Origin of the sequence: Flexilinea flocculi, assembly GCF_001192795.1 — a bacterium.
In the GTDB taxonomy this organism is placed as follows: Bacteria; Chloroflexota; Anaerolineae; order Anaerolineales; family Anaerolineaceae; genus Flexilinea; species Flexilinea flocculi.
The window spans coordinates 1,911,264-1,931,690 of the sequence record NZ_DF968181.1 but is presented as its reverse complement, the minus strand read 5'-3'; the positions used below and the strand labels follow the sequence as shown (position 1 = coordinate 1,931,690).

Annotated in this window: 19 protein-coding genes; 11 read left to right on the top strand and 8 right to left on the bottom strand. The window is 39.6% G+C overall.

The window, feature by feature from the left end; genetic code table 11:
• Nucleotides 1–61: 61 nt before the first annotated feature.
• From ATC1_RS13000 to lysA, 6 genes are all read right to left on the bottom strand, one after another.
• Nucleotides 62–574 (bottom strand): YkgJ family cysteine cluster protein, encoded by a 513-nt coding sequence (locus ATC1_RS13000; RefSeq protein WP_062283068.1) that lies wholly within the window; start codon nucleotides 572–574, stop codon nucleotides 62–64.
• Nucleotides 561–1,580: a tRNA dihydrouridine synthase gene (locus ATC1_RS12995; RefSeq protein ID WP_062283065.1), complete on the bottom strand. Its 1,020-nt coding sequence runs from the start codon at nucleotides 1,578–1,580 to the stop codon at nucleotides 561–563. Before ATC1_RS12995 ends, ATC1_RS13000 begins: the two co-directional genes overlap by 14 nt.
• Nucleotides 1,559–2,245 (bottom strand): hypothetical protein, encoded by a 687-nt coding sequence (locus ATC1_RS12990; protein WP_062283062.1) that lies wholly within the window; start codon nucleotides 2,243–2,245, stop codon nucleotides 1,559–1,561. The genes ATC1_RS12995 and ATC1_RS12990 overlap by 22 nt, the downstream gene beginning before the upstream one ends.
• A 509-nt stretch (nucleotides 2,246–2,754) precedes the next feature.
• A complete protein-coding gene (locus ATC1_RS12980; RefSeq protein WP_062283056.1) occupies nucleotides 2,755–3,678 on the bottom strand; it encodes an NAD(P)-dependent oxidoreductase in 924 nt (307 codons plus the stop codon).
• Between the two features lie 16 nt (nucleotides 3,679–3,694).
• Complete coding sequence (gene serC, locus ATC1_RS12975; RefSeq protein ID WP_062283052.1) at nucleotides 3,695–4,765, bottom strand: 3-phosphoserine/phosphohydroxythreonine transaminase; 1,071 nt, start codon at nucleotides 4,763–4,765, stop codon at nucleotides 3,695–3,697.
• A gap of 168 nt (nucleotides 4,766–4,933) precedes the next feature.
• Nucleotides 4,934–6,241, bottom strand: coding sequence for a diaminopimelate decarboxylase (gene lysA / locus ATC1_RS12970; protein ID WP_062283047.1), 1,308 nt, complete (start codon nucleotides 6,239–6,241; stop codon nucleotides 4,934–4,936).
• A gap of 277 nt (nucleotides 6,242–6,518) precedes the next feature.
• Between lysA and rffA the strand changes: the two genes are divergently transcribed.
• Both rffA and ATC1_RS12960 read left to right on the top strand, forming a co-directional pair.
• Nucleotides 6,519–7,664: a dTDP-4-amino-4,6-dideoxygalactose transaminase gene (gene rffA / locus ATC1_RS12965; protein WP_062284150.1), complete on the top strand. Its 1,146-nt coding sequence runs from the start codon at nucleotides 6,519–6,521 to the stop codon at nucleotides 7,662–7,664.
• The gene (locus ATC1_RS12960) at nucleotides 7,661–8,365 is read left to right on the top strand and encodes a WbqC family protein (RefSeq protein ID WP_062284153.1); all 705 of its coding nucleotides are present in this window, start codon (nucleotides 7,661–7,663) and stop codon (nucleotides 8,363–8,365) included. The genes rffA and ATC1_RS12960 overlap by 4 nt, the downstream gene beginning before the upstream one ends.
• A gap of 22 nt (nucleotides 8,366–8,387) precedes the next feature.
• Here the strand turns inward: ATC1_RS12960 and ftcD are convergent, their stop codons facing one another.
• Together ftcD and ATC1_RS12950 are read right to left on the bottom strand one after the other, a co-directional pair.
• A complete protein-coding gene (ftcD, locus tag ATC1_RS12955; protein ID WP_062283044.1) occupies nucleotides 8,388–9,281 on the bottom strand; it encodes a glutamate formimidoyltransferase in 894 nt (297 codons plus the stop codon).
• A gap of 74 nt (nucleotides 9,282–9,355) precedes the next feature.
• Complete coding sequence (locus ATC1_RS12950) at nucleotides 9,356–9,832, bottom strand: AI-2E family transporter (RefSeq protein ID WP_062283041.1); 477 nt, start codon at nucleotides 9,830–9,832, stop codon at nucleotides 9,356–9,358.
• A 798-nt stretch (nucleotides 9,833–10,630) separates the two neighbouring features.
• On the opposite strand from ATC1_RS12950, the gene mreB reads away from it, so the two are divergent.
• The 9 genes from mreB (at nucleotide 10,631) to gltX (ending at nucleotide 20,280) form a co-directional block, all read left to right on the top strand.
• Nucleotides 10,631–11,695, top strand: a complete 1,065-nt coding sequence (mreB, locus tag ATC1_RS12945; protein ID WP_082174800.1) for a rod shape-determining protein — start codon at nucleotides 10,631–10,633, stop codon at nucleotides 11,693–11,695.
• A 324-nt stretch (nucleotides 11,696–12,019) separates the two neighbouring features.
• A complete protein-coding gene (gene mreC, locus ATC1_RS12940; RefSeq protein WP_062283037.1) occupies nucleotides 12,020–12,850 on the top strand; it encodes a rod shape-determining protein MreC in 831 nt (276 codons plus the stop codon).
• 17 nt (nucleotides 12,851–12,867) lie between these two features.
• Nucleotides 12,868–13,371 carry a restriction endonuclease subunit S domain-containing protein gene (locus ATC1_RS12935; protein ID WP_062283034.1) on the top strand — a complete coding sequence of 168 codons (504 nt, stop codon included), beginning with the start codon at nucleotides 12,868–12,870 and terminating at the stop codon, nucleotides 13,369–13,371.
• Nucleotides 13,368–15,443: a penicillin-binding protein 2 gene (gene mrdA, locus ATC1_RS12930; protein WP_062283032.1), complete on the top strand. Its 2,076-nt coding sequence runs from the start codon at nucleotides 13,368–13,370 to the stop codon at nucleotides 15,441–15,443. The genes ATC1_RS12935 and mrdA overlap by 4 nt, the downstream gene beginning before the upstream one ends.
• Before the next feature lie 412 nt (nucleotides 15,444–15,855).
• Nucleotides 15,856–16,542, top strand: coding sequence for a septum site-determining protein MinC (gene minC / locus ATC1_RS12925; protein ID WP_062283029.1), 687 nt, complete (start codon nucleotides 15,856–15,858; stop codon nucleotides 16,540–16,542).
• Nucleotides 16,543–16,549: 7 nt separating this feature from the next.
• The gene (gene minD / locus ATC1_RS12920; protein ID WP_062283022.1) at nucleotides 16,550–17,341 is read left to right on the top strand and encodes a septum site-determining protein MinD; all 792 of its coding nucleotides are present in this window, start codon (nucleotides 16,550–16,552) and stop codon (nucleotides 17,339–17,341) included.
• Nucleotides 17,342–17,353: 12 nt separating this feature from the next.
• Nucleotides 17,354–17,605, top strand: a complete 252-nt coding sequence (gene minE / locus ATC1_RS12915; protein WP_062283019.1) for a cell division topological specificity factor MinE — start codon at nucleotides 17,354–17,356, stop codon at nucleotides 17,603–17,605.
• A gap of 6 nt (nucleotides 17,606–17,611) precedes the next feature.
• Complete coding sequence (locus ATC1_RS12910) at nucleotides 17,612–18,739, top strand: FtsW/RodA/SpoVE family cell cycle protein (protein WP_062283015.1); 1,128 nt, start codon at nucleotides 17,612–17,614, stop codon at nucleotides 18,737–18,739.
• A gap of 44 nt (nucleotides 18,740–18,783) precedes the next feature.
• The gene (gene gltX, locus ATC1_RS12905) at nucleotides 18,784–20,280 is read left to right on the top strand and encodes a glutamate--tRNA ligase (RefSeq protein ID WP_082174799.1); all 1,497 of its coding nucleotides are present in this window, start codon (nucleotides 18,784–18,786) and stop codon (nucleotides 20,278–20,280) included.
• The last annotated feature ends 147 nt before the right edge of the window (nucleotides 20,281–20,427 follow it).

Genomic DNA, 20,427 nt, shown 5'->3' with positions numbered 1-20,427 from the left:
CGTCAGAACAAAAATTTTTCTTGATTGATACGAAAAGTAAATCCTTGTTTTAAATTGCTGACTAAATCTTTATATCCTTGATTACATTTGCAACCAGTTGCTTTTCTATCTTTTTTCCGGGATTCATTTGAATGGCGGATTTTCGTATAGATAGAATTTTCTCCTTTGAACACATTTCGATATCATTTTCCGCAGTAACGAGTGCAGTGATTTTTGACAACAATTGAGCATTCGATTGTTCATTTCCTTGGGTAAATAGTGGATGCCATGGGGGTAGTGGACGCCTTTCGTATAGGCAACGATAAGCGCAATGCCTGGGCATCCAAATATGAGCAATTTCCAACGTTTCAGCAGAAATTTTCGCACAAGTCGGCATTTTGTGGAATCGATCCAAATAGGAGATACAGTTTCCTTTTTCAATATCCAGAAAAGGACAGGCAATTCGAGTATAGATATATTCACCGGTGTCGTAATCTTCAATTTTGTAAAGGCAACAGATTCCGCAATGGTCGCAGATTTTTTCCCATTCTTCCTCTGTAAAAAACAGACGTAAATCGATTTTATTCATCATCATGCTTCGTTATGCTTCTTACATATAAATTCTTATTTTCAATCAGATGGAAAAAAGTATTAGTGAATTGGACCGGATCTTGTGTAGTAATGATTTCAACAATTCTTTCTGCAGGAATTGAAAACTTTTGCAGATATTTCTTGGCGAATTTTCGAAAAACGATGCACCCTTTTTCAGGACCATGGAACTGTTTCATGGTTTCCAGATGCTTTTTAACAGTCTCGAGAAAAAGCGAATAGGGGACTTCATTCTCATCGAACCCAGAAAAAATCCATGGATTCCAGATTGCGGCTCTTCCAATCATCACTGCATCACACTCTGTGTATTCAAACATCTGATCAGCATCTTTGATCGATTGTATGTTACCATTTCCAATCACCGGAATTTGGAGGGATTGCTTCAATGAAGCGATCGATTCCAGATCGATCGGATCCATAAAATTTTGTTCCTTTGTGCGGGCATGCAGTGTGATAGCTGATGCTCCATAGTCCTGAGCTATTCTTCCAACTTCGAGATAGTTTTTTGAAAGCTCATCCCATCCCAATCGAATTTTGATGGTAATTGGAATCGAGTGAACTTTCACCAGCCCGTCAACGATTTCGATTATTTTATTTGGATGCCGCAGTAATTCAGCACCAGCTCCACGATTGACGACATGACGCACTGAACAGCCCATATTCACATCAATGATGTCCGGTTTCCATCGTTGATATAGTTTTAAAGATGCCTTTATCATTCTCGCCGGATCGTCATCAAATAATTGAAAAACGACAGGTCGTTCCGCTTCAGAAAAAAAACATCGTTTTTCATAACTCACACCATGGCTGACAACATCCATCGTGTTAATAAATTCTGTATAACTTACTGCGGATCCGAGTTCGCGGGTTATTAAACGGAATGGCGAGTCGCTGATACCATCCATCGGAGCAAGGATAAATGGATTATTCACTTGCACATCCCCGATCAAAAAAGGCCGGAATGAATGGCTTAGCTGCGGTACGCGATCCATGTGTAATAAGCCTCAATCAATCGATTATTCTTGGATATTGGTCCGCCAAAGCCTGTTATATCCTGTAAGGGGAGAATATAATTCCTGTTTTGAAAAGTAACTTCACACCATAATCCAAGATTGACATCCCAGCCAGAAAGTTTTTGCAGCATGACGATGTCTCCAAGTTTTAATATTCCATCTTCATCTTCATATTCATAATCAACTTTGCATTTGATCGGAAATTTCATGTTTTGATTAAGATATTGTATCCAATATTCAGCAGGATACTGCTCTCGATTCAACTCTTGCTGGTCAAATACCTGTTGAATAGTTTTTCCATTCCTTCCAAGCAGAGGCCAGAGAATTCGATTGCTGACGGTCTCTTTTGCCCATTCCAAATCAATTGCTGAATGTGACTCCTGAATTACTGTTACACAACAGGAGGGAAGAGCATATGTAGACCATGATTCTTCAATATTTAGAACTTTTTGAAAATATTGATCAGGGATCTGCAAAATCGTTTCAGCTGTCCACTCAATCAGCACAATCTGAAAAGGTTGGTTTTCATCCGGATCGAATATTTGACGAACAAACGCTTTCCAGCCATTGAGGTCAATGCCAGTTCCTTCATCTACTAATTCGTTTTTCACTTGTACTACACTGCCAACACTAATTTCATTCATAGCAAAAATAACCTTTCTCAAAAGGTCTTCGTTTTTATTAATCTCACTGATTATACTCTGTCGTTGTTTATGTGTTTTCTTAATCACCCTTGATTCAGTAATTCGAATAAAGAGAAATGAATACAATTTGTTTAAAAATATTCAAGGCTTTTCCATTATAGAATGATGATATGTATGAAATGATTCGATACCCAGTCAAATGGATTGGATGAAACCAAGCTTTAAGAATCACGCAGAGGCAGAACCTGTCATTGAGAGTCTTGTAGGGAGGAATCAATCTCCTTCTACATGCGGGAAAAGATTGCTTCATCGGGCTGACGCCCTCCTCGCACTCACAGATCGAGAGAAAATTGCTGCCTTTTATTCAATCATTAATCGTATCGACCAGATGATCAATTCACTCAAGATTGAAATAGTATACAAATACACCTGTTAATAAAAAAAACCTGAAATTATTTTTTGAATTGTAATTTCAGGTTTGGTTCTATTACAGGACGTACAATTCGGATTTACAGATTGACTTGGTACTTCTTATCTCCGGATTCAAAGAAATTGTTGACTTGTACGGCCGCTGCAAGTCCGGCGTTATTATTCGCTTCGGAGGTTTGCGCGCCACATTTTTTCGGTGTGAAGAAAAACCTTTTTGGGAATCTTTCTGCAATCAGATCCTTATTCTTGGGGGCAACATCTGCAATATATCCGAAATCCTCGCGATTCTGGAACATTTCAATTAAACCTTCTTCATCAATCACTTCAGCTCTGGCTGTATTGATGAGGACTGCGTTTTTCGGCATTTTTGAGAGTAATTCATAATTGATAGATTTTACTGTCTCAGAATTTGCAGGTATGTGCAAGGATATGAATTGGCAGGTTTTATAAAGTTCATTAATGTCTTTTACGTGATGAACTCCTGCTTTTTCAAAGACTTCCTCTGGGGCAAAGGTATCCAGAGCATAAACTTCCATACCGAATCCCTTTGCGATGCGGGCTACACAACGTCCGACAGCTCCAAAGCCTTGAATTCCGATCTTTTTTCCGAGTAATTCTGTTCCGGTTGAGCCGTCAAAGAACTTTCGGATATACATGACTGTCATGCCAAATACCAGCTCTGCAACTGCATTTGAATTTTGACCGGGTGTATTTTCAACGACGATGCCTTTTTGTGTTGCGGCATCCAGATCAATATTGTCATATCCTGCGCCAGCCCGCACAACAATCTCAAGATTAGGTGCGTGTGCCATGACTTCTTTCGTTATCAAATCGCTTCGGACAATTAACGCATTTACATCTGCAACTGCTTCATAAAGCTGGTTGACATCTGTATATTTTTCAAGTGTGCGAACTTTGTGCCCTTTTTCCTGAAGCAATGCTTTTATGCCATCGGAAGCTTGTTTTGAAAACGGTTTTTCCGTTGCAATTAATACTTTTTTCATCCTAACTCCCTGCAAACTAATTCGATTTTTCAAATTCCTGTAAAGTGGCGACCAGTGCATCGACGCTCTCCATCGGGAGTGCGTTGTAACAGGATGCGCGGAATCCGCCGACAGAGCGGTGTCCTTTGATTCCAACCAGACCGCGCGCTTTTGCTAAATCAAGAAAAGCGGTTTCCAATTCTGCATATTCCGGTTTCAACAGGAATGTAATGTTCATTCTGGAACGGTCAGCTGGATCTTCGACAGTTGGTACGAAGAATTTATTTCTTTCGAGTTCAGCATATACTTTTTCAGATCTGTCGATAGCACGTTTTTCCATTTCTTTGACACCGCCTGACATTTCAATCCATTCCATTGTCTTTAGAGCAGCAAAAATCGGAAAAACGGGGGGTGTGTTAAACATGGAATTCTTGGAAACATGAACACGGTAATCAGCCATTGTCGGCACCGGTCGAACCACTTTTTCCAGGAAAGCGTCCTTGATAATGACCATGGTAACGCCTGCAGGAGCAAAGTTTTTCTGGGCGCCAGCAAAAATGAGAGAATATTTTGAAACATCAACCGGGCGGCTGAAAATATCGGATGACATGTCAGCGATAAAAGGAACCGAAACATCCCAATCTTCACGGATTTCTGTGCCTTCAATCGTGTTGTTGCAACAGATTTCGAAATAATCTACATCCGTAGGAATTTTATAACCTTTAGGAATATATGAATAATTCTTATCCTTGGATGATGCCACAACCTCGACCTCACCATATAACTTCGCTTCTTTAATGCCGCCTAAAGCCCACGTACCGGTGTCCAGATAAGCAGCTTTTGTGCCAAGGAAATTATAGGGAATGGTATAAAACTGAGTACTTGCGCCGCCGCCAAGGAAGATCACCGAATAACCTTCTGGAATATCGAGCAGTCTTTTCGTCGCAGCAACAGCTCCGTCCATGATTGCGTCAAAATCTTTTGAGCGGTGAGAAATTGTCAAAAGTGATAAACCGCTTCCATTTAAATCTTTAATTGCTTCGATGCTTTTTTCAATGGTGTAATCTGGTAAAATTGCGGGTCCTGCATTGAAATTATGTTTTTTCATAGTCTCTCCTTGCTGATGTTTCCTATCGAACAATAAATTTAACCTATTAGATTTTCTGAATTATCAACTGGCATATCAAGTATAACTCAGGATTTTTTAATTGTAGGACAAATTCTTCTATGACAATTTTCCTGATCGTCATTTAATTGTCATACAATTAAGATTACATTATGCCCACCAAGAGCTTTCCTCTGGATTTTCACGATATTGCAGAAGTTCATAAATACCGCCACTTTCCAACCATAGTACAGCAGGCCGCGGTGCAAGATTGTAATTGGATGCCATGCTGAGCTGATATGCACCAGATACGGGGATGATTAAAAGATCATCTCGCTCTGCCTCAGGGAGATAAACTTGATCAATTAGCGTATCTCCCGATTCGCAGAATTTGCCGACGATTCGCGATGGAAAAACTTCATTTGAAGCAATTTTCCCATTAATTACGGCAGTATATTTTGCCTGATACAAGGCATTTCGTGGATTATCAGACATACCGCCATTGATAGCGATGATCCGCAGACCATTCGGTGTCGATTTTTGAGATCCGATTTGATAAATGGAAACGCCGGCTTTTGCAACCAGCCATCTCCCCGGTTCGATGACAATTTTTGGCAGCGGCATTTGTTTTTGGCGGCATTGTTCTATAACAGCGGAACTGATATGTTCAATCCAATCATTTGGATCAGCCACTGGATCTTCCGTCGAATATGGAACACCCCAACCGCCGCCAGGGCTTAATTCCGAAGGGACATAACCACATTCTGAAGCTAAGTCATATAACATTTGAATGGTTATCCGATATGGAAGGGGATCAAAGATCTGACTTCCCAAATGGCAATGGAGACCGGTCAATTCGAAAAAATGTGATTTTAAGGCGTATTGAATTCCTGCTTTGGCTTCACCGGTTGTTACATGAAATCCAAATTTACTTTCAGCTGCAGAGGTTTCGATGTGAGGATGTGTTTTAACATGGATATCCGGGGTGATTCGAAGCCAGATTTTTACGCACTTATTCTTCGATGCTGCGATTTTTTCTGCATACAATAATTCATCCATGTTGTCGATCACCAAAGCATGAATGTTGCAGTCAATCGCTTTTTGAATTTCTTCGGTCGTTTTGTTGTTTCCATGAAAATGGATCTGTTTTGGTGAAAAACCGGCTTTTAGAGCGATCAGAAGTTCAGCCATACTCACTACATCCAGCTCAATATCTTGCTTTGCTATTTTTTCAGCAAATTTGCGGCTTAAATAAGCTTTTGAAGCATAAGCAATTGCGAAATTTCCAGGATAAAACGTTGAAAAAGCGTTTTTCAGTTTTTGAATATTTGCACGAATCGTTTCACTATCATAAAGATAGAGCGGTGATCCAAAATCTTTTGCCAATTTTTTTAAACTGGAACCGGCAATTGTAATTGATCCATCTGGACGAAGTTCTGTAGATAACGGGAACAAATCTTTTTCGATAAATGATGACATTGTGATTTCCTGTAACGTATTGATAAATAGTGAGTATTTAAAAACTAATTATATAAAGAAAACAGAATCCGCAGCAGATATCTGCCTTTCGAGATCGGAAAAAGTGTCTTGAGTAAACATCGAAAATCTGATGTTTTATTGCGCTCCGTGTAAGAACATGGCAACAACGATCTATTTTTCCCCTTTGAATAAATAGAATCGCTGTTTTTCAGCCCGAATATTGGAAAATAATATACAATAATAGCTGCATTTAAAAATTATTGAGAGAGGCAGGATGATGATTTCATTTAATGTTCCTCCTTATTATGGAAATGAAGAAATTTACATTCATGAAGTAATCCAGAATCATAAAATATGTGGTGATGGTCAATTTACAAAACGTTGCAACAATTGGATTGAAGAAAAAACAGGCACATCAAAAGCGTTGCTCACCACTTCTTGCACCAGTGCGTTGGAAATGGCCGCATTGTTATGTGATATCAAGCCGGAAGATGAAGTGATTATGTCTTCTTATACCTTTGTTTCAACAGCAAATGCATTTGTGCTGAGAGGTGCCAAGATTGTTTTTGTTGATATTCGGCCGGATACGATGAATATTAATGAAAAACTCATTGAAAATGCGATCACTGCGAAAACACGCGCCATTGTTCCCATGCATTATGCTGGAATCAGTTGTGAGATGGATGTAATTTTGGACATTGCGAAAAGATATCACCTTCTTGTTGTAGAAGATGCAGCACAAGGAGTCATGTCTACCTATCAGGGGAAAGCGCTTGGTGCGATGGGAGATTTTGGCTGTTACAGCTTTCATGAAACGAAAAATTACAGCATGGGAGAGGGCGGAGCACTTCTTATTCAAAATCAGGATTATGTAGAGCGAGCTGAAATATTGCGGGAAAAAGGAACAAATCGCAGCCAATTTTGGAGAGGTCAGGTGGATAAGTACACCTGGGTGGATTTGGGTTCATCATTCTTACCGAGTGAATTGAACGCAGCTTATTTATTTGGGCAGCTTAGCAAAGCGGATGAAATTAATGAGAATCGTTTAAAGAGCTGGAATTTTTATTATGAAAAGTTATATCCATTATATGAGCAACGAAAAATTCAAATCCCCTTTATTCCAAAGGATTGTGTTCATAATGCGCATATGTTTTATATCAAAACAAGCGACATCACAGAGCGCGATGCTTTGATCCGATATATGAAAGAACACGAAATTGAGACCGTTTTTCATTATATCCCGTTGCATTCAGCCAAAGCAGGTTTGAGATTCGGGCGGTTCAATGGCGATGATGTGTACACAACAAAAGAAAGCGAGCGATTGCTGCGGCTGCCTCTGTATTACGGATTGCAATCTGAGGATATCAACAAAGTCGTCGAATCGATTTGGCAATTTTACAAAAATCGAAATCCAATATTATGAAATTAGCTGTACTTCAATCGAACTATATTCCATGGAAAGGATATTTTGATATTATCCATGATGTGGATCTGTTCCTTTTTTATGATGAGGTTCAGTACACAAAGAATGATTGGCGCAATCGAAATCGTATTTATACACAAACTGGTGTTCAATGGTTGACGGTACCAGTATCAGCCAGTTTGGAAGACAGTATTGATCAGGCTGTCATCGTTCCGAATCGCTGGCAGATGAAGCATTATCAATCGTTGCTAACTTCCTATGCAAAAGCGCCCTATTTTCGGTATTATCAGGAGTTTTTAGAATTTGTTTATCTGGAATCAAAATGGGAAACGATATCCGCAATTAATCAATTTTTAATAAAAAAAATCTCATCGGATTTTCTGAAAATTTCAACCAGATTTGACAACAGTAAAAATTTTGCTTCATCGGGATCCGGCCATCAAAAATTACTCTCTTTAATTCAATCAACCGGAGCAGAGGTATATGTTTCGGGACCGGCAGCGAAGAGCTATATTCATGCTGAGGATTATCAAAATGCCGGTATTCAATTGATTTGGAAAGATTATTCGGATTATCCCGAATATCGGCAACTTTTTCAGCCTTTTGAACATCATGTATCCATTTTAGATCTGCTGTTTAATACAGGACCGGATGCCCCCTATTATATTTGGGGCTGGCGTGAGGATTCGATCGGGCGGTAAATCTCAAAACCATTTTTCAAGATTAACCTGAAAAATGGTTTTCAAGAATTCGATCCTGGCTAAAGTCAAAAAGTAGGATATCTTCTGTATGGATGCCGTCCATAGCTTCCAACGGAAGACAACCGACTAATTCGGAATGATGTAGTCTGATTCCATAGTCTTCAGCTAATTCTTTCACCCGCGTGAAAACGGTTTGAATTGAAGTCTTCCGATAGTTCATTAAATTCATGGAAACCTGAGCTTTATTGTTGACCAACATTCCAAGCGCTTTCACATATGGCAGTCCGCCGGATGATTCTCTGATACTTTTCGCAATTATTTTTGCGTAATGAAGATCTGTTGTATCCAAATAAATATTAAATGCGATCAGTATATCTCTCGCCCCAATCGCGGACGCGCCTGCCTGTCCAATATACAATGGACCATAATCTGGTGTGTGTGCTCGATCAGTACCAATCAGTAATCGTAATTTTTCATATTCTCCTCTTCGGATATCCGAAAGATTTGAATGATCCTGACAAATTGCAGCTTGGCCGTAAAGGAATACCGGTATGTTCAGTTCTTCACCAACCCGTTTCCCTACATCACGGGCTACTTTTATACAGTCTTCCATGCTGGTGTTTCGAAGCGGAATAAATGGAATGACATCTGCCGCACCAATGCGCGGATGTGTTCCGATGTGGTTATTGAGATTGATACAAGCTGCCGCTTTTTCTATTCCTCGAAATGCAGCCGCTTGGATGGACTGAGGTGAACCAATGAGTGTAAATACAGATCGATTATGGTCCTTATCTGAATGAATATTGATCATTTTTACTGAATCATCAGCGTTGATCATTGCGTCAGCAATTGTTTTAATAATATTGGGATTCGTTCCTTCCGAAAAGTTTGGGACACATTCTATCAATTTTTCCATGATCTGCCTGCACTTTTTTTGATTCCATTAAAATCCGACAATTAGAAATGTGCAAAAAATTTTTGCGATCCAATTTATTTTCTTTCTTCATAGAAAAGGTAATGAATTATTTCACGGGCTGTCGCCATAACGGGAATTGCAAAAATTAAACCGGGGATACCCAGCAGTATGCCGAAAATTGTCATTCCGACTAAAGACAGAATCGGATGCATATTAACGGCATCACCGACAATTTTTGGCTTCAGTATATAATTTTCGAACATTTGTATCAGAATATAGATGGCAATAATAATTAATGCAAATAACCAGTTCTCGACGGAAAGAACGGATGAGCCTTTGATATAGGCAATAACAACAGCGGGTATTGTGGCGGCAATGGGACCGATCTGCACAATTCCTTCTCCTACTCCTGCAACAATTGACAGTACCAAAGTGTCCGATAATCCAACCATTTTTCCAACAATATATGTTATTACACCGATGAAAACCATCAATACTAACTGGCTTTTGAGATAATTAATCCAAATTTTTAGAATTCGTTTCAGGAGCATGTTTGGCTTGGTTACTCTTTCTTTGAAATCATCCAGTTTTTCTTTGATTATATAGGCAGAGTTTCATATCGATAAAAGCCAGGGAAGAAATGATGATTTTTTGGACATTTGAAATTTATAATCGGAATTCGATTTCTAATATAGAAATCGGAGTGACTTGTTGACAAGAATTCTACTGAAAATTCGAGAATTTTACTGGAAAAAAGAGAAATATTATTGAAGTGTTATTTTGCTTGGAGTACAAAAATCACATAACAAAAATCTTCTCACTTATTTAAATGGCTCGAATTTATCCAACAATTCCAAATTTGGAAATAATTATATATTGCGTTGTTTTTACACAATGTGCAAAAACAACACAACAATATACTTTCTCTGTAGTTTTTGAAAAGAAAGTCCATATTTTGAATCGCTGTTACCCAAATTTCAAATTACTCGAATTTATCCGTATTTATCGATTTCAATATCGTCTTTGGTATAATCAAACAGTAATTTGTATAATAATTTCAAATTATTATTGGACGAATTGTCTCCGCGGACTGATGATAAAATCCGCATGAAGTGATTTTTTTGTAGCAATTCGTTATATGGGAAGAATTATAAATAGCTGGATTCGAAAGATAGGTTGTTTTTTCGAATTGACGAATTCTTGTCATAAGGGTGATGTAATTCGAAATTTGGTGTAAAATCTGATGCTTGTTTTGTAAAGTAACGGATGCTAAAAAAAATTGAATAAATTTTTTCAAATTTCTTAAGCTGTTACCTGCGAAACGACTATTACAAATCTGGAGTAATCATTTGGCATTTAATCCTTTAAACTGGCTGATGGGACTGTTCTCGTTGGATATTGGTATCGATCTGGGAACAGCAAACACGCTAGTATATGTAAAAGGCAAAGGAATTGTAATTAATGAGCCGTCATGGGTCGCTGTAGAAAAACGAACAAGACGGCCTGTTGCTATTGGTGCGCAAGCGAAAGAAATGGTTGGGAGAACACCAGCTAACCTTCTCGTTGTCAGGCCGATGAAAGATGGTGTGATTGCGGAATTCGAGATTACGAAAGCGATGCTTGGATACTTTATCGGACGTGCCCATCAACAAACCGTTGCCCCCTTTCCTCGTCCACGTGTGGTGATCGGCATTCCATGTGGAGCAACGGATGTCGAACGCAGAGCCGTCTATGATGCTGCGATGGCTGCAGGTGCGCGTGAGATTTACCTGATTGAAGAGCCAAAGGCAACTGCCATCGGAATTGGGCTGCCGATTAATGAGATCCGTGGCACGATGGTCGTTGATATTGGTGGAGGAACAACCGAAGTAGCAATTTTATCCATGAATGAAATCGTTGTGTCCCGTTCACTTCGTGTAGCCGGAGATGAGATTGATCAGGATATTATGAATTACATTCGCAACCGTTATAACCTGTTTATCGGCGAGAGAATGGCAGAACAGACAAAAATTTCGATCGGATCTGCTCATCCATTACCGACTGAAAAGACAATGGTAATTCGGGGCAGGAATCTTGTGACAGGTTTGCCGGAAGCGATTGAAGTTTCGAGCGTTGAAATTCGGGATGCAATTTCCAACTCGATTCAGGTGATCGTCGACACGGTTAAGGATGCAATTGATGAAGCTCCGCCGGAGATTGTTGCAGATCTGATCGAAACTGGAATCTGCCTTTCAGGGGGAGGATCCCAAATTTTAGGAATAGCTGAACGACTGAATGATGAAGTCAATATTCGGGTTTGGGTTGCTGAAGATCCGATGACATGCGTCGCAAGAGGCGCTGGTATGATATTGGAGCATCCCGCGACGATTAATCAATTTACGGCTAGTCTGGATCGATTCAGCAGTAGACGATAAGTATAATAAAAATCCATTCGATAAGTGATAAAGTCTTGGCTCAATTTTTTGTGAAATAAGAAATCATATATCCTCATAGAAATCCGCAGTTCTGAATGATTTACAAAAACGAAAATTTATTATGGTGTTAGTTTTACGCTTTGTGCAAAACCAACACCATAATAAATAATTCTTTCTGTATTTGAAATTATTCATAATTTATCTATTTGGATAGTAATTCCAAATACAGATCGACTTTTCGAATCAAGTACGAAAATTTGTAATTCTTTTCACTTTTCGAATTACTGCCTTCGGGCTGATATTTTGAGTTGATATAATAAAGGAATGAAAAGACGATTTTCAGAAAATTGGCGTAAGCTGACTGTTTTTATCTTTGTAATCGGGATCATTCTTTTAGCATTAAGCGGATTTCTGACAACAATACTCAATCAATTTATTGATCCCGTCATTGAATTACAAACCTGGTTTTCAGAAAGAGTCCAGGTTATCTATGAATTCATCACAGTTCCTCGCGATGTCATCAGTCTGAGACAGGAAAATCAGCAATTGCAAGATACTGTATCATTATTACAAAAAAAAATTATCCAACTTGAGCAGGACTTAAAAGAAGCGGATATTCTCTATGCGCTGCTCGGTTTTGCCAGAGGAAGACCTGAGGAAACTTATATTGCAGCTGCTGTCATCGGCAAGGATCCAAGTCCTTTCCTTCAATATGTGTTGATCGATAAAGGTACTGATGATGGAGTGATGTATAATATGCCGGTGGTGACAGAAAAAGGGCTGGTCGGCAGAATTGATGCTGTCACAGCTTCCGCGGCACGTGTTCAATTAATTACAGATGCAAAATCACAGGTGAATGCTATTATCGAAGAAGCTGGTGCTGAGGGAATTATCACTGGCTCAGTAACTGCTGACATTACCATTGAAATGGTTTCTCAGGAAGCAGAATTACAAGCTGGACAGATTATTCAGACCTCCGGAGTAGGGGGCAGATATCCTTCCGAAGTAGTCATCGGGCAAGTGTTGAATGTAAACAAACTGGAAAACGAGCTTTTTCAATCTGCTGCGGTCCAACCGGCGGAAGATTTCCAGAACCTTCAGGCAGTTCTGGTTGTAGCGAATTTTCGTCCATCCAATATCGCGCCGCTGGAGTGAAATAGAAACACAAACCTATGTGGGAGCTGATCATTTCTTTCCCGATTTTAATTCTTTGTTCCATCGCAGAAACAACACTTTTCAGTCATATACAGATTTTGCATGGATCTGCTGATTTGATGATGCTGATTATTATTGCCTGGGCGCTGCATTCATCGACACGATATTCATGGTTCTGGTTTCTATTTGCTGCGTTATTAATGACCTATATTTCAGCTCTCCCGATGTACGGATATTTTATCATTTACGGAATTTTATGGCTGTTTATCTTGTTTCTAAAAAAAAGAGTATGGCAAATGCCGGTGATCTTAATGTTGTTTCTTACAATTTTTGGAACGATTTTAAATACTGCCTTTTCAATTGGTTCCCTTTATTTCGGGAATGTAAAAATCAATTTTAAACTTATGATTACACAAATCACAATTCCATCATTGATTTTGAATTTAATCCTTGCAATTCCTGTTTTTGCGATTATGAATGATATTGCGGATACGTTATATCTTCGGAGTAATGAATCATGATCGATCATCAAAAAAATACTAAACTGGATTTTTCAAATAAACGGCTGGTGGTTTTTTATATCGTCTTTCTGGGAATTATGCTTTTTTACATTTACAAGTTGTTTTCAATCCAGATTATTAATGGCGATTATTATTTGGAACTTGCTGATGAGAACAGAATTTCTGTTGTAAAAGAACAGACAACACGTGGAATTATCTATGACCGAAATGGTGTAGTTTTAGCAAGAAATGTTCCGACGTATGACATTGTGATAACCCCGGCGGAATTACCTGAGGATGAAGGTGATATTCAAAATATCTATCGAAAACTTTCCGCTTTAATTGACGTACCGGTAAATAAAGGTGAGATCAATGATGAAACGGTACGATTGTATAGTGAATGTTCACCGGATTTTGGCATTACACAGACAGTTTTTATTGCCAGTTCATTGTCACCTTATAAACAAACTGGTATCAAATGTGATGTTGACGAAAAAACTGCTATGGAGATACAGGAGCTGTCCTCAGAAATGCCCGGAGTCAGTGTCCGTGTCAATTCTATCCGCGAATATCCAACAGGCTATGATACCTCAGAAATCATCGGTTTTTTAGGTCCGATTCCTGATTTAATTTCCGATGAGATGGAAGAAAGAGGATTTATTCTTGACAAGGATAAATATGGCTATGGGGGTGTAGAATCCTCGTTACAGGATATTTTGTCTGGAAAGAATGGAAGACGCGTTGTGGAAGTCGATGTTGCCGGTCTGGAACTGCGAGATCTTGAACCTCCTAAGGAACCCGTTCCAGGTTATAACATAAAATTGACGATCGATGTTCGTTTACAGCAAGTAGCAAGAGCGGCCTTGCTTGACACGATGAATTTTTATAATAATATCAGTGTCACTGGACCGATAACGTACGATGGCGCAGCCATTGCGATGAATCCAAAAACCGGAGAAATTTTGGCTATGGTTTCAGAGCCAACCTATGATAATAACCGAATGACGCGTTATATACCCGCTTACTATTATCAGCAGCTTTCGATGGACCTGTCAAAACCATTGATGAATCATGCCATCCAGGTTGCACAACCCCCCGGGTCTGTCTTTAAAATCGTCACGGGAATCGGCTCAATCAACGAAAAAGTCGTTGCTCCAGATTATTATGTGCATTGTCCAGGTCATATTTTTGTGACTCAAAGCTTTTCGCCAAATGATCCAGGTTCACAACAGGAATATGTCTGCCATTTAAGAACTGGACATGGACAAGTGGATTATATTCATGCGCTTGCCTGGTCCTGTAATATCTATTTCAATAAAGTTGGCGGTGGTTATCAGAATGAAGTACCGGAGGGTTTGGGCATTGATCGATTAGGACAATATGCACATGCGTTAGGGTATGGCGAATATTCTGGAATCGAGCTGGATGGTGAAGAAGATGGATTAATTCCCACGAAAACCTGGAAACGTGTCAATCAGGGTGAATCATGGGCAACTGGCGATACATATCTGGCGTCAATGGGGCAGGGATATATCACAGCATCTCCACTCCAAGTATTAGGCTCCTTTGTGACTGTTGCAAATCGCGGAATTCATATAAAACCAACGATTATTCGAGAAGTTCTCGATGAACGCAGCAACGTCGTTTTGCCATTCACGCCACAGATTCTATGGGATATCACAAAAGATCCGAAAATTATGGTTTACGATGAAGATGGCGTGGAGACTGGAGAATATAAAACCGTCGATCCAAAGGTTATCGAATTAACCCGACAAGGATTGCGGCTTGTCACTCAGCCCGGGGGTACTGGTGAGCAAGCTTTTGCAGGAGACAGTCACCAAACATCCGCAAAGACAGGAACCGCAGAATATTGTGATGATATTGCTACGCAGAAAGGTATCTGCAGGTTTGGCGCTTGGCCAGCTCATGCCTGGACTGTTGCCTACGCGCCTTATGATGATCCGGAGATCGCGGTCGTTGCATTTATGTATAACGGAAAAGAAGGGGCATTCATGGCTGGCTATCCAGTCCGCAGGATTATTGATAATTATTTTCTGTTAAAGGAGTATGATGCTGAAAAAGCCGGTGGATAGGGTTGAATGTAAAATTCATTTTATGAATTTGTTCGATAATTTCAGGAAATCAGCACTTTGAATGATGACAGGGATTCAGTTTTCCCCCACCTTCTTGAAAGGTTTATTATTTTCCGAGTGGCTGCACAATTTCAGTAATTTGAAACATTAACTTGTTATTTGATTAAAAAGGAAAAACTTGTTGTTGTGATGGCTTTGCGCGAAGCGCAAAGCCATCACAACAACAAAGAATCATTCCCATGATTCGAATTGCTGGCGAGATTTCAGGAAAAGGTTTATTTTTTGATTCGTGGTTATAATTGTGATGGAATTTTTTTTCAATCTGTATGCTTTGGTGTTCAATTTTGGATAAAAAACTCCTTTCTTAATGGGAAAGCAAATCTTGATTTATCTCGTTTGAGCTATTAATAAAATGGAAAATCATACAAACCAACTTATTGTAAAAGGTATCAATGAAGGATTGATGCTGATACTTCCGGATGGAGAGTGGGAAGTTGTTTGCTCAGACATTAAGGAAAGAATCAATTCGCAATCCACTTTTTTCAAAGGGGCAGATGTATACATTGATGTTGCATCAAGGGATTTGAGAGTTTCAGAAATTGCTGATCTGCGGGATTTATTCGGTTCTTTTGAAATTCGAATGAGAGGATTATTATCTTTTTCCGAAATTACTCAGAAAAATGCAAAATCTTTAGGGTTGGATATCTCAATGCCCCAGAAGCGGATAAAAAAAGGGAAGAAACCTGATGCTTTGAATCCAAATGAAGGCAGTGCATTCCTGGTTCAAAAAAATGTCCGGTCAGGCATACGTATTGAAAAAGAAGAGAGTATCGTAATCGTAGGGGATGTGAATCCTGGTGCAGAAATTATCAGCTGCGGAAGTGTTTTTGTCTGGGGAAAAATTAAAGGGAAAATTACAGCTGGCGCCAATGGTAACGAACAGGCTGTTGTAGGAGCTCTTTTCATTGAAAACTCGCAGATTTCCATCGCAGGGATTATGCGGATTTTTACAAAGCAATCACAAAATTCAAACGGATCTGCACCGCTGATTCTGAAAATCCAGAATGGCGAAATTGTTGCTGACAACATAAAATCTTAGGAGAAATATGACAGGAAAAACGATAACGATTACTTCGGGAAAAGGTGGTGTAGGAAAAACGACGGTTACTGTCAATCTTGCTGTCGGTTTGGGACTTCGCGGGAAAAAAGTCGTTTGTATTGATGGCGATATCGGCTTAAGAAACATGGATGTTATCTTAGGCCTCGAAAATCGAATTGTTTATGATATCGTCGATGTTGTGGAAGGTCGCTGCCGATTAAAACAGGCGATGATTCGAGATAAAAGGCTTCCTGATCTGTTTCTTGTACCAGCTTCCCAAACAAGAGATAAGAATTCTATAACACCGGAAGCTATGATTCGTTTGTGTGAAGAAATTAAATCTGAGTTTGATTATGTTTTGATTGATTCCCCGGCAGGGATAGAACAGGGATTTAAGAATGCAATTGCCCCGGCAGACCAGATATTTGTGGTTACCAATCCTGAAGTATCTGCAGTCCGAGATGCCGATCGAATTATCGGATTGATTGAAGCAGAGGAAAAAGGCCCGGCTAGTCTTATTATCAATCGTATTAATTCGGCGATGGTAAATCGCGGGGATATGTTGACACAGAATGATGTGAATGAGCTTCTGGCGATTGATCTGATTGGATTAATCCCAGAAGATGAAAATGTTATTATCAGTACCAATAAAGGTTCTCCGATTGCTTTCGAAGGAAAATCCAAGGCAGGAAGAGCTTTCCTGAATCTTGCTGCAAGAGTTGAAGGAGATATGATTCCTTTTAACGAAATTGAGGGAAAAGATAATTTTCTCGAAAAGGTTCGCAAACTATTTGGATAGATTGGGGGTATTATGGGATTTTGGAATAAAGAGAATCAATCCAGAAGCTCGACTACTGCAAAAGAACGTCTTAAATTTGTATTGGTACATGACCGAACAGATTTATCACTTGAAAAATTGGATCAAATAAAAAATGAAATACTTGAAGTGATTTCCAGACATATCGATATTGATCCGGAATCGGTTGTGATTGACATTCAGCATGATGGTCGCGAACAGAAATTGATTGCGGATATCCCGATCAAAAATCCGAGACGGAAATAACTCTATATGCGGCGTGAGTTGTGGCGAAATTTTGACTTCTGGTTATATGGAGATGTTGTTATTCTCTGTGTCTTCGGCATTGTTATGATTCGTTCAGCTCTGGCCGGTAATTTGGAAATATCTCTCAATAGCCAGATTGAATATGTGATTATCGGTTTGATCATGATTCTCGTGTTGACGCTAATCGATTATCACTATTTTGAATCGCTGGCGCACTTAATGTATTGGGGAATTATTTTTATCTTGCTGATTTTAAATATATTTGGTCAGGCGACATTTGGATCAGCCCGCTGGCTATCCATCGGCCCGATTCGACTACAACCTTCTGAGTTCGCGAAAACAGTATTAATTATCAGCCTGGCGAAGTATTTTTCAGATCATATGGATGAAAAACACGGTCTGCGCTGGTTGCTCTCGAGTTTTTTCCTTACAATGGGCATTGTAGTCTTTATTTTGTTGCAGCCGAATATGAGTACCTCAATTGTCATGATGGTTTTATGGTTCTCAATGCTTTGGGTAAGCCAGATCCCCATGAAAACTTTAACAATTTTGGGAATTGTCGGGCTCCTGGTAATCGCAGGAATTGTTGTCTGGATTTTTGTTTCTCCGGATACCATTCCGTTTGTTCAGGAATATCAATTGAATCGTGTACGAAATTTTATTGCTCCAGATGAAAATGCGCGATATGGGGATAATTATAATGTCGAACAGGCGATTATTTCTCTCGGATCAGGGCGATGGACTGGTCAGGGATATGGGAATGGAACACAGGTTCAACTTCGATTCTTAAAAGTACGTCATACGGATTTTATCTTTTCAGCATTAGGAGAAGAATTTGGCTTTGTAGGGACCATTTCAGTGATGGCATTGTTAATTTTTATGGTGCTGCGTTGTTTGCGCGCTGCAAGAAAGGCACCGGATATGTTTGGATCACTGATTTGTTATGGTGTGGCGACATTATTCTTTTTTCAGATGTCGGTTAACATGGGGGTGAATTTACAGGTTATGCCGGTAACTGGTTTGACACTGCCTTTTGTCAGCTACGGCGGTTCTTCGACACTGGCTTTGGCATTGGCTATCGGATTGGTTGAAAGTGTCATTGCACGGCAGGAAAAACGCGATGAAATTGTGTAAAAACGGAAAAAACAGGGAAGACTTTTTGAAAGGATTTTAAAAAAATGTCAGATGATTTGCAACCAGTACGCGTTCGTTTTGCTCCATCCCCAACCGGGAGACTACATTTGGGAGGGGGGCGAACCGCCTTATATAACTACCTTTTAGCAAAAAAGACTGGCGGAACTTTTATTTTACGAATAGAAGACACAGATAAAAAACGGTACGTTGATAGCGCTGAAAAGGAAATTATTGACGGTTTACATTGGCTGGGTATCGATTGGGACGAAGGACCCGATAAAGGTGGACCGGATGGCCCTTATCGACAGTCGGAACGCAAACAAATTTATTTGGATGTTGCCGAAAAGCTAATTGAACAGGGAGATGCCTATTATTGCTTTTGCTCACCGGAACGTCTCAAAGAGATGAAAGAACTGCAACAACAGCGCAAAGAATTTCCTCATTATGACGGTTGTTGTCGGAATATTCCGCTAGAAGAAGCCAAGAGACGGGTGGCTGCAGGTGAATCGTATGTGATTCGTTTCAAATCCCCTCAAGAGGGTACGACGACTGTGAAGGATTTGCTGAGAGGAGAGATGACTATAGATAATCGGCAGATCGATGATTATATTATCGTCAAATCTGACGGTTGGGCGCTTTATCATCTGGCAGCAATGGTCGATGATCATCTGATGAGAATCACACATGTGATTCGCGGATCTGAATGGCTTTCAACCCTTCCACTTCATCATTTGATCATTAAAGCGTTGGGATGGAATGAACCTGTCTGGATTCATCTCTCGGTTTTCTTAAAGCCAAGTGGAAAAGGAAAGATGTCAAAACGAGAATCAGCCGATTTACTTAAAGATGGATATTCGATTTTTCTGACAGATTTAAAAGATTTAGGATATATTCCGGAAGCAGTAACGAATTGGATTTCTTTGATGGGCTGGAGTTTTGACGATCATACAGAGATCTTTCAGATGGAGGATCTGATTCGTGATTTCTCTTTGGAACATCTGAATCCATCACCGGCAGCGATTAATTTCACCAAGCTGGATTTCTTTAATGGAAATCACATTCGACGATTGGCTCCGGAAGATTTGGCTCAGCGAATGAAACCTTTTTTCGAACAACAAGGATACGAAACAGATGACGCTACACTGTTAAAAATTGCTCCGATTGTTCAAGAGCATATTGGCGGTTTGGATGAAGCGCCGAATATGGCAGGATTCTTTTTTAAGGATTCAGTCCAACCTTCTGTTGAGGATCTTATTCAAAAAGGATTAACAACAGAACAATGTGCGGAAATTGCATCACGAAGCTATACGCTGTTGTCCGGATTGCCTGAGATCAATACACGAATCGGGGAACCGGAAATGCGAGATCTGGTCGTAGAAATGGGGTTAAAACCAGCTCAGGTTTTTGGCGTTCTTCGCGTAGCCGTTACAGGACAAAAAGTCAGTACACCATTATTTGAAAGTATGGAAATTATCGGAAAAGAAAAGGTCTTGGAACGAATTAAATCAGCAGAAATCTTGCTGCGTTCCTCGAATTCGTAACAGCGCTTTGAAATACGAAAAAGATTTTGTAATAATGTTGTTTTTTCGTTTCGTAAAAAAACAACATTATTACAAGTTTATATCTTAATTCGGATGATTGGTCTGAATTCCGAATTGTTGATAAAGAATACAGGCATTCTCATTTAA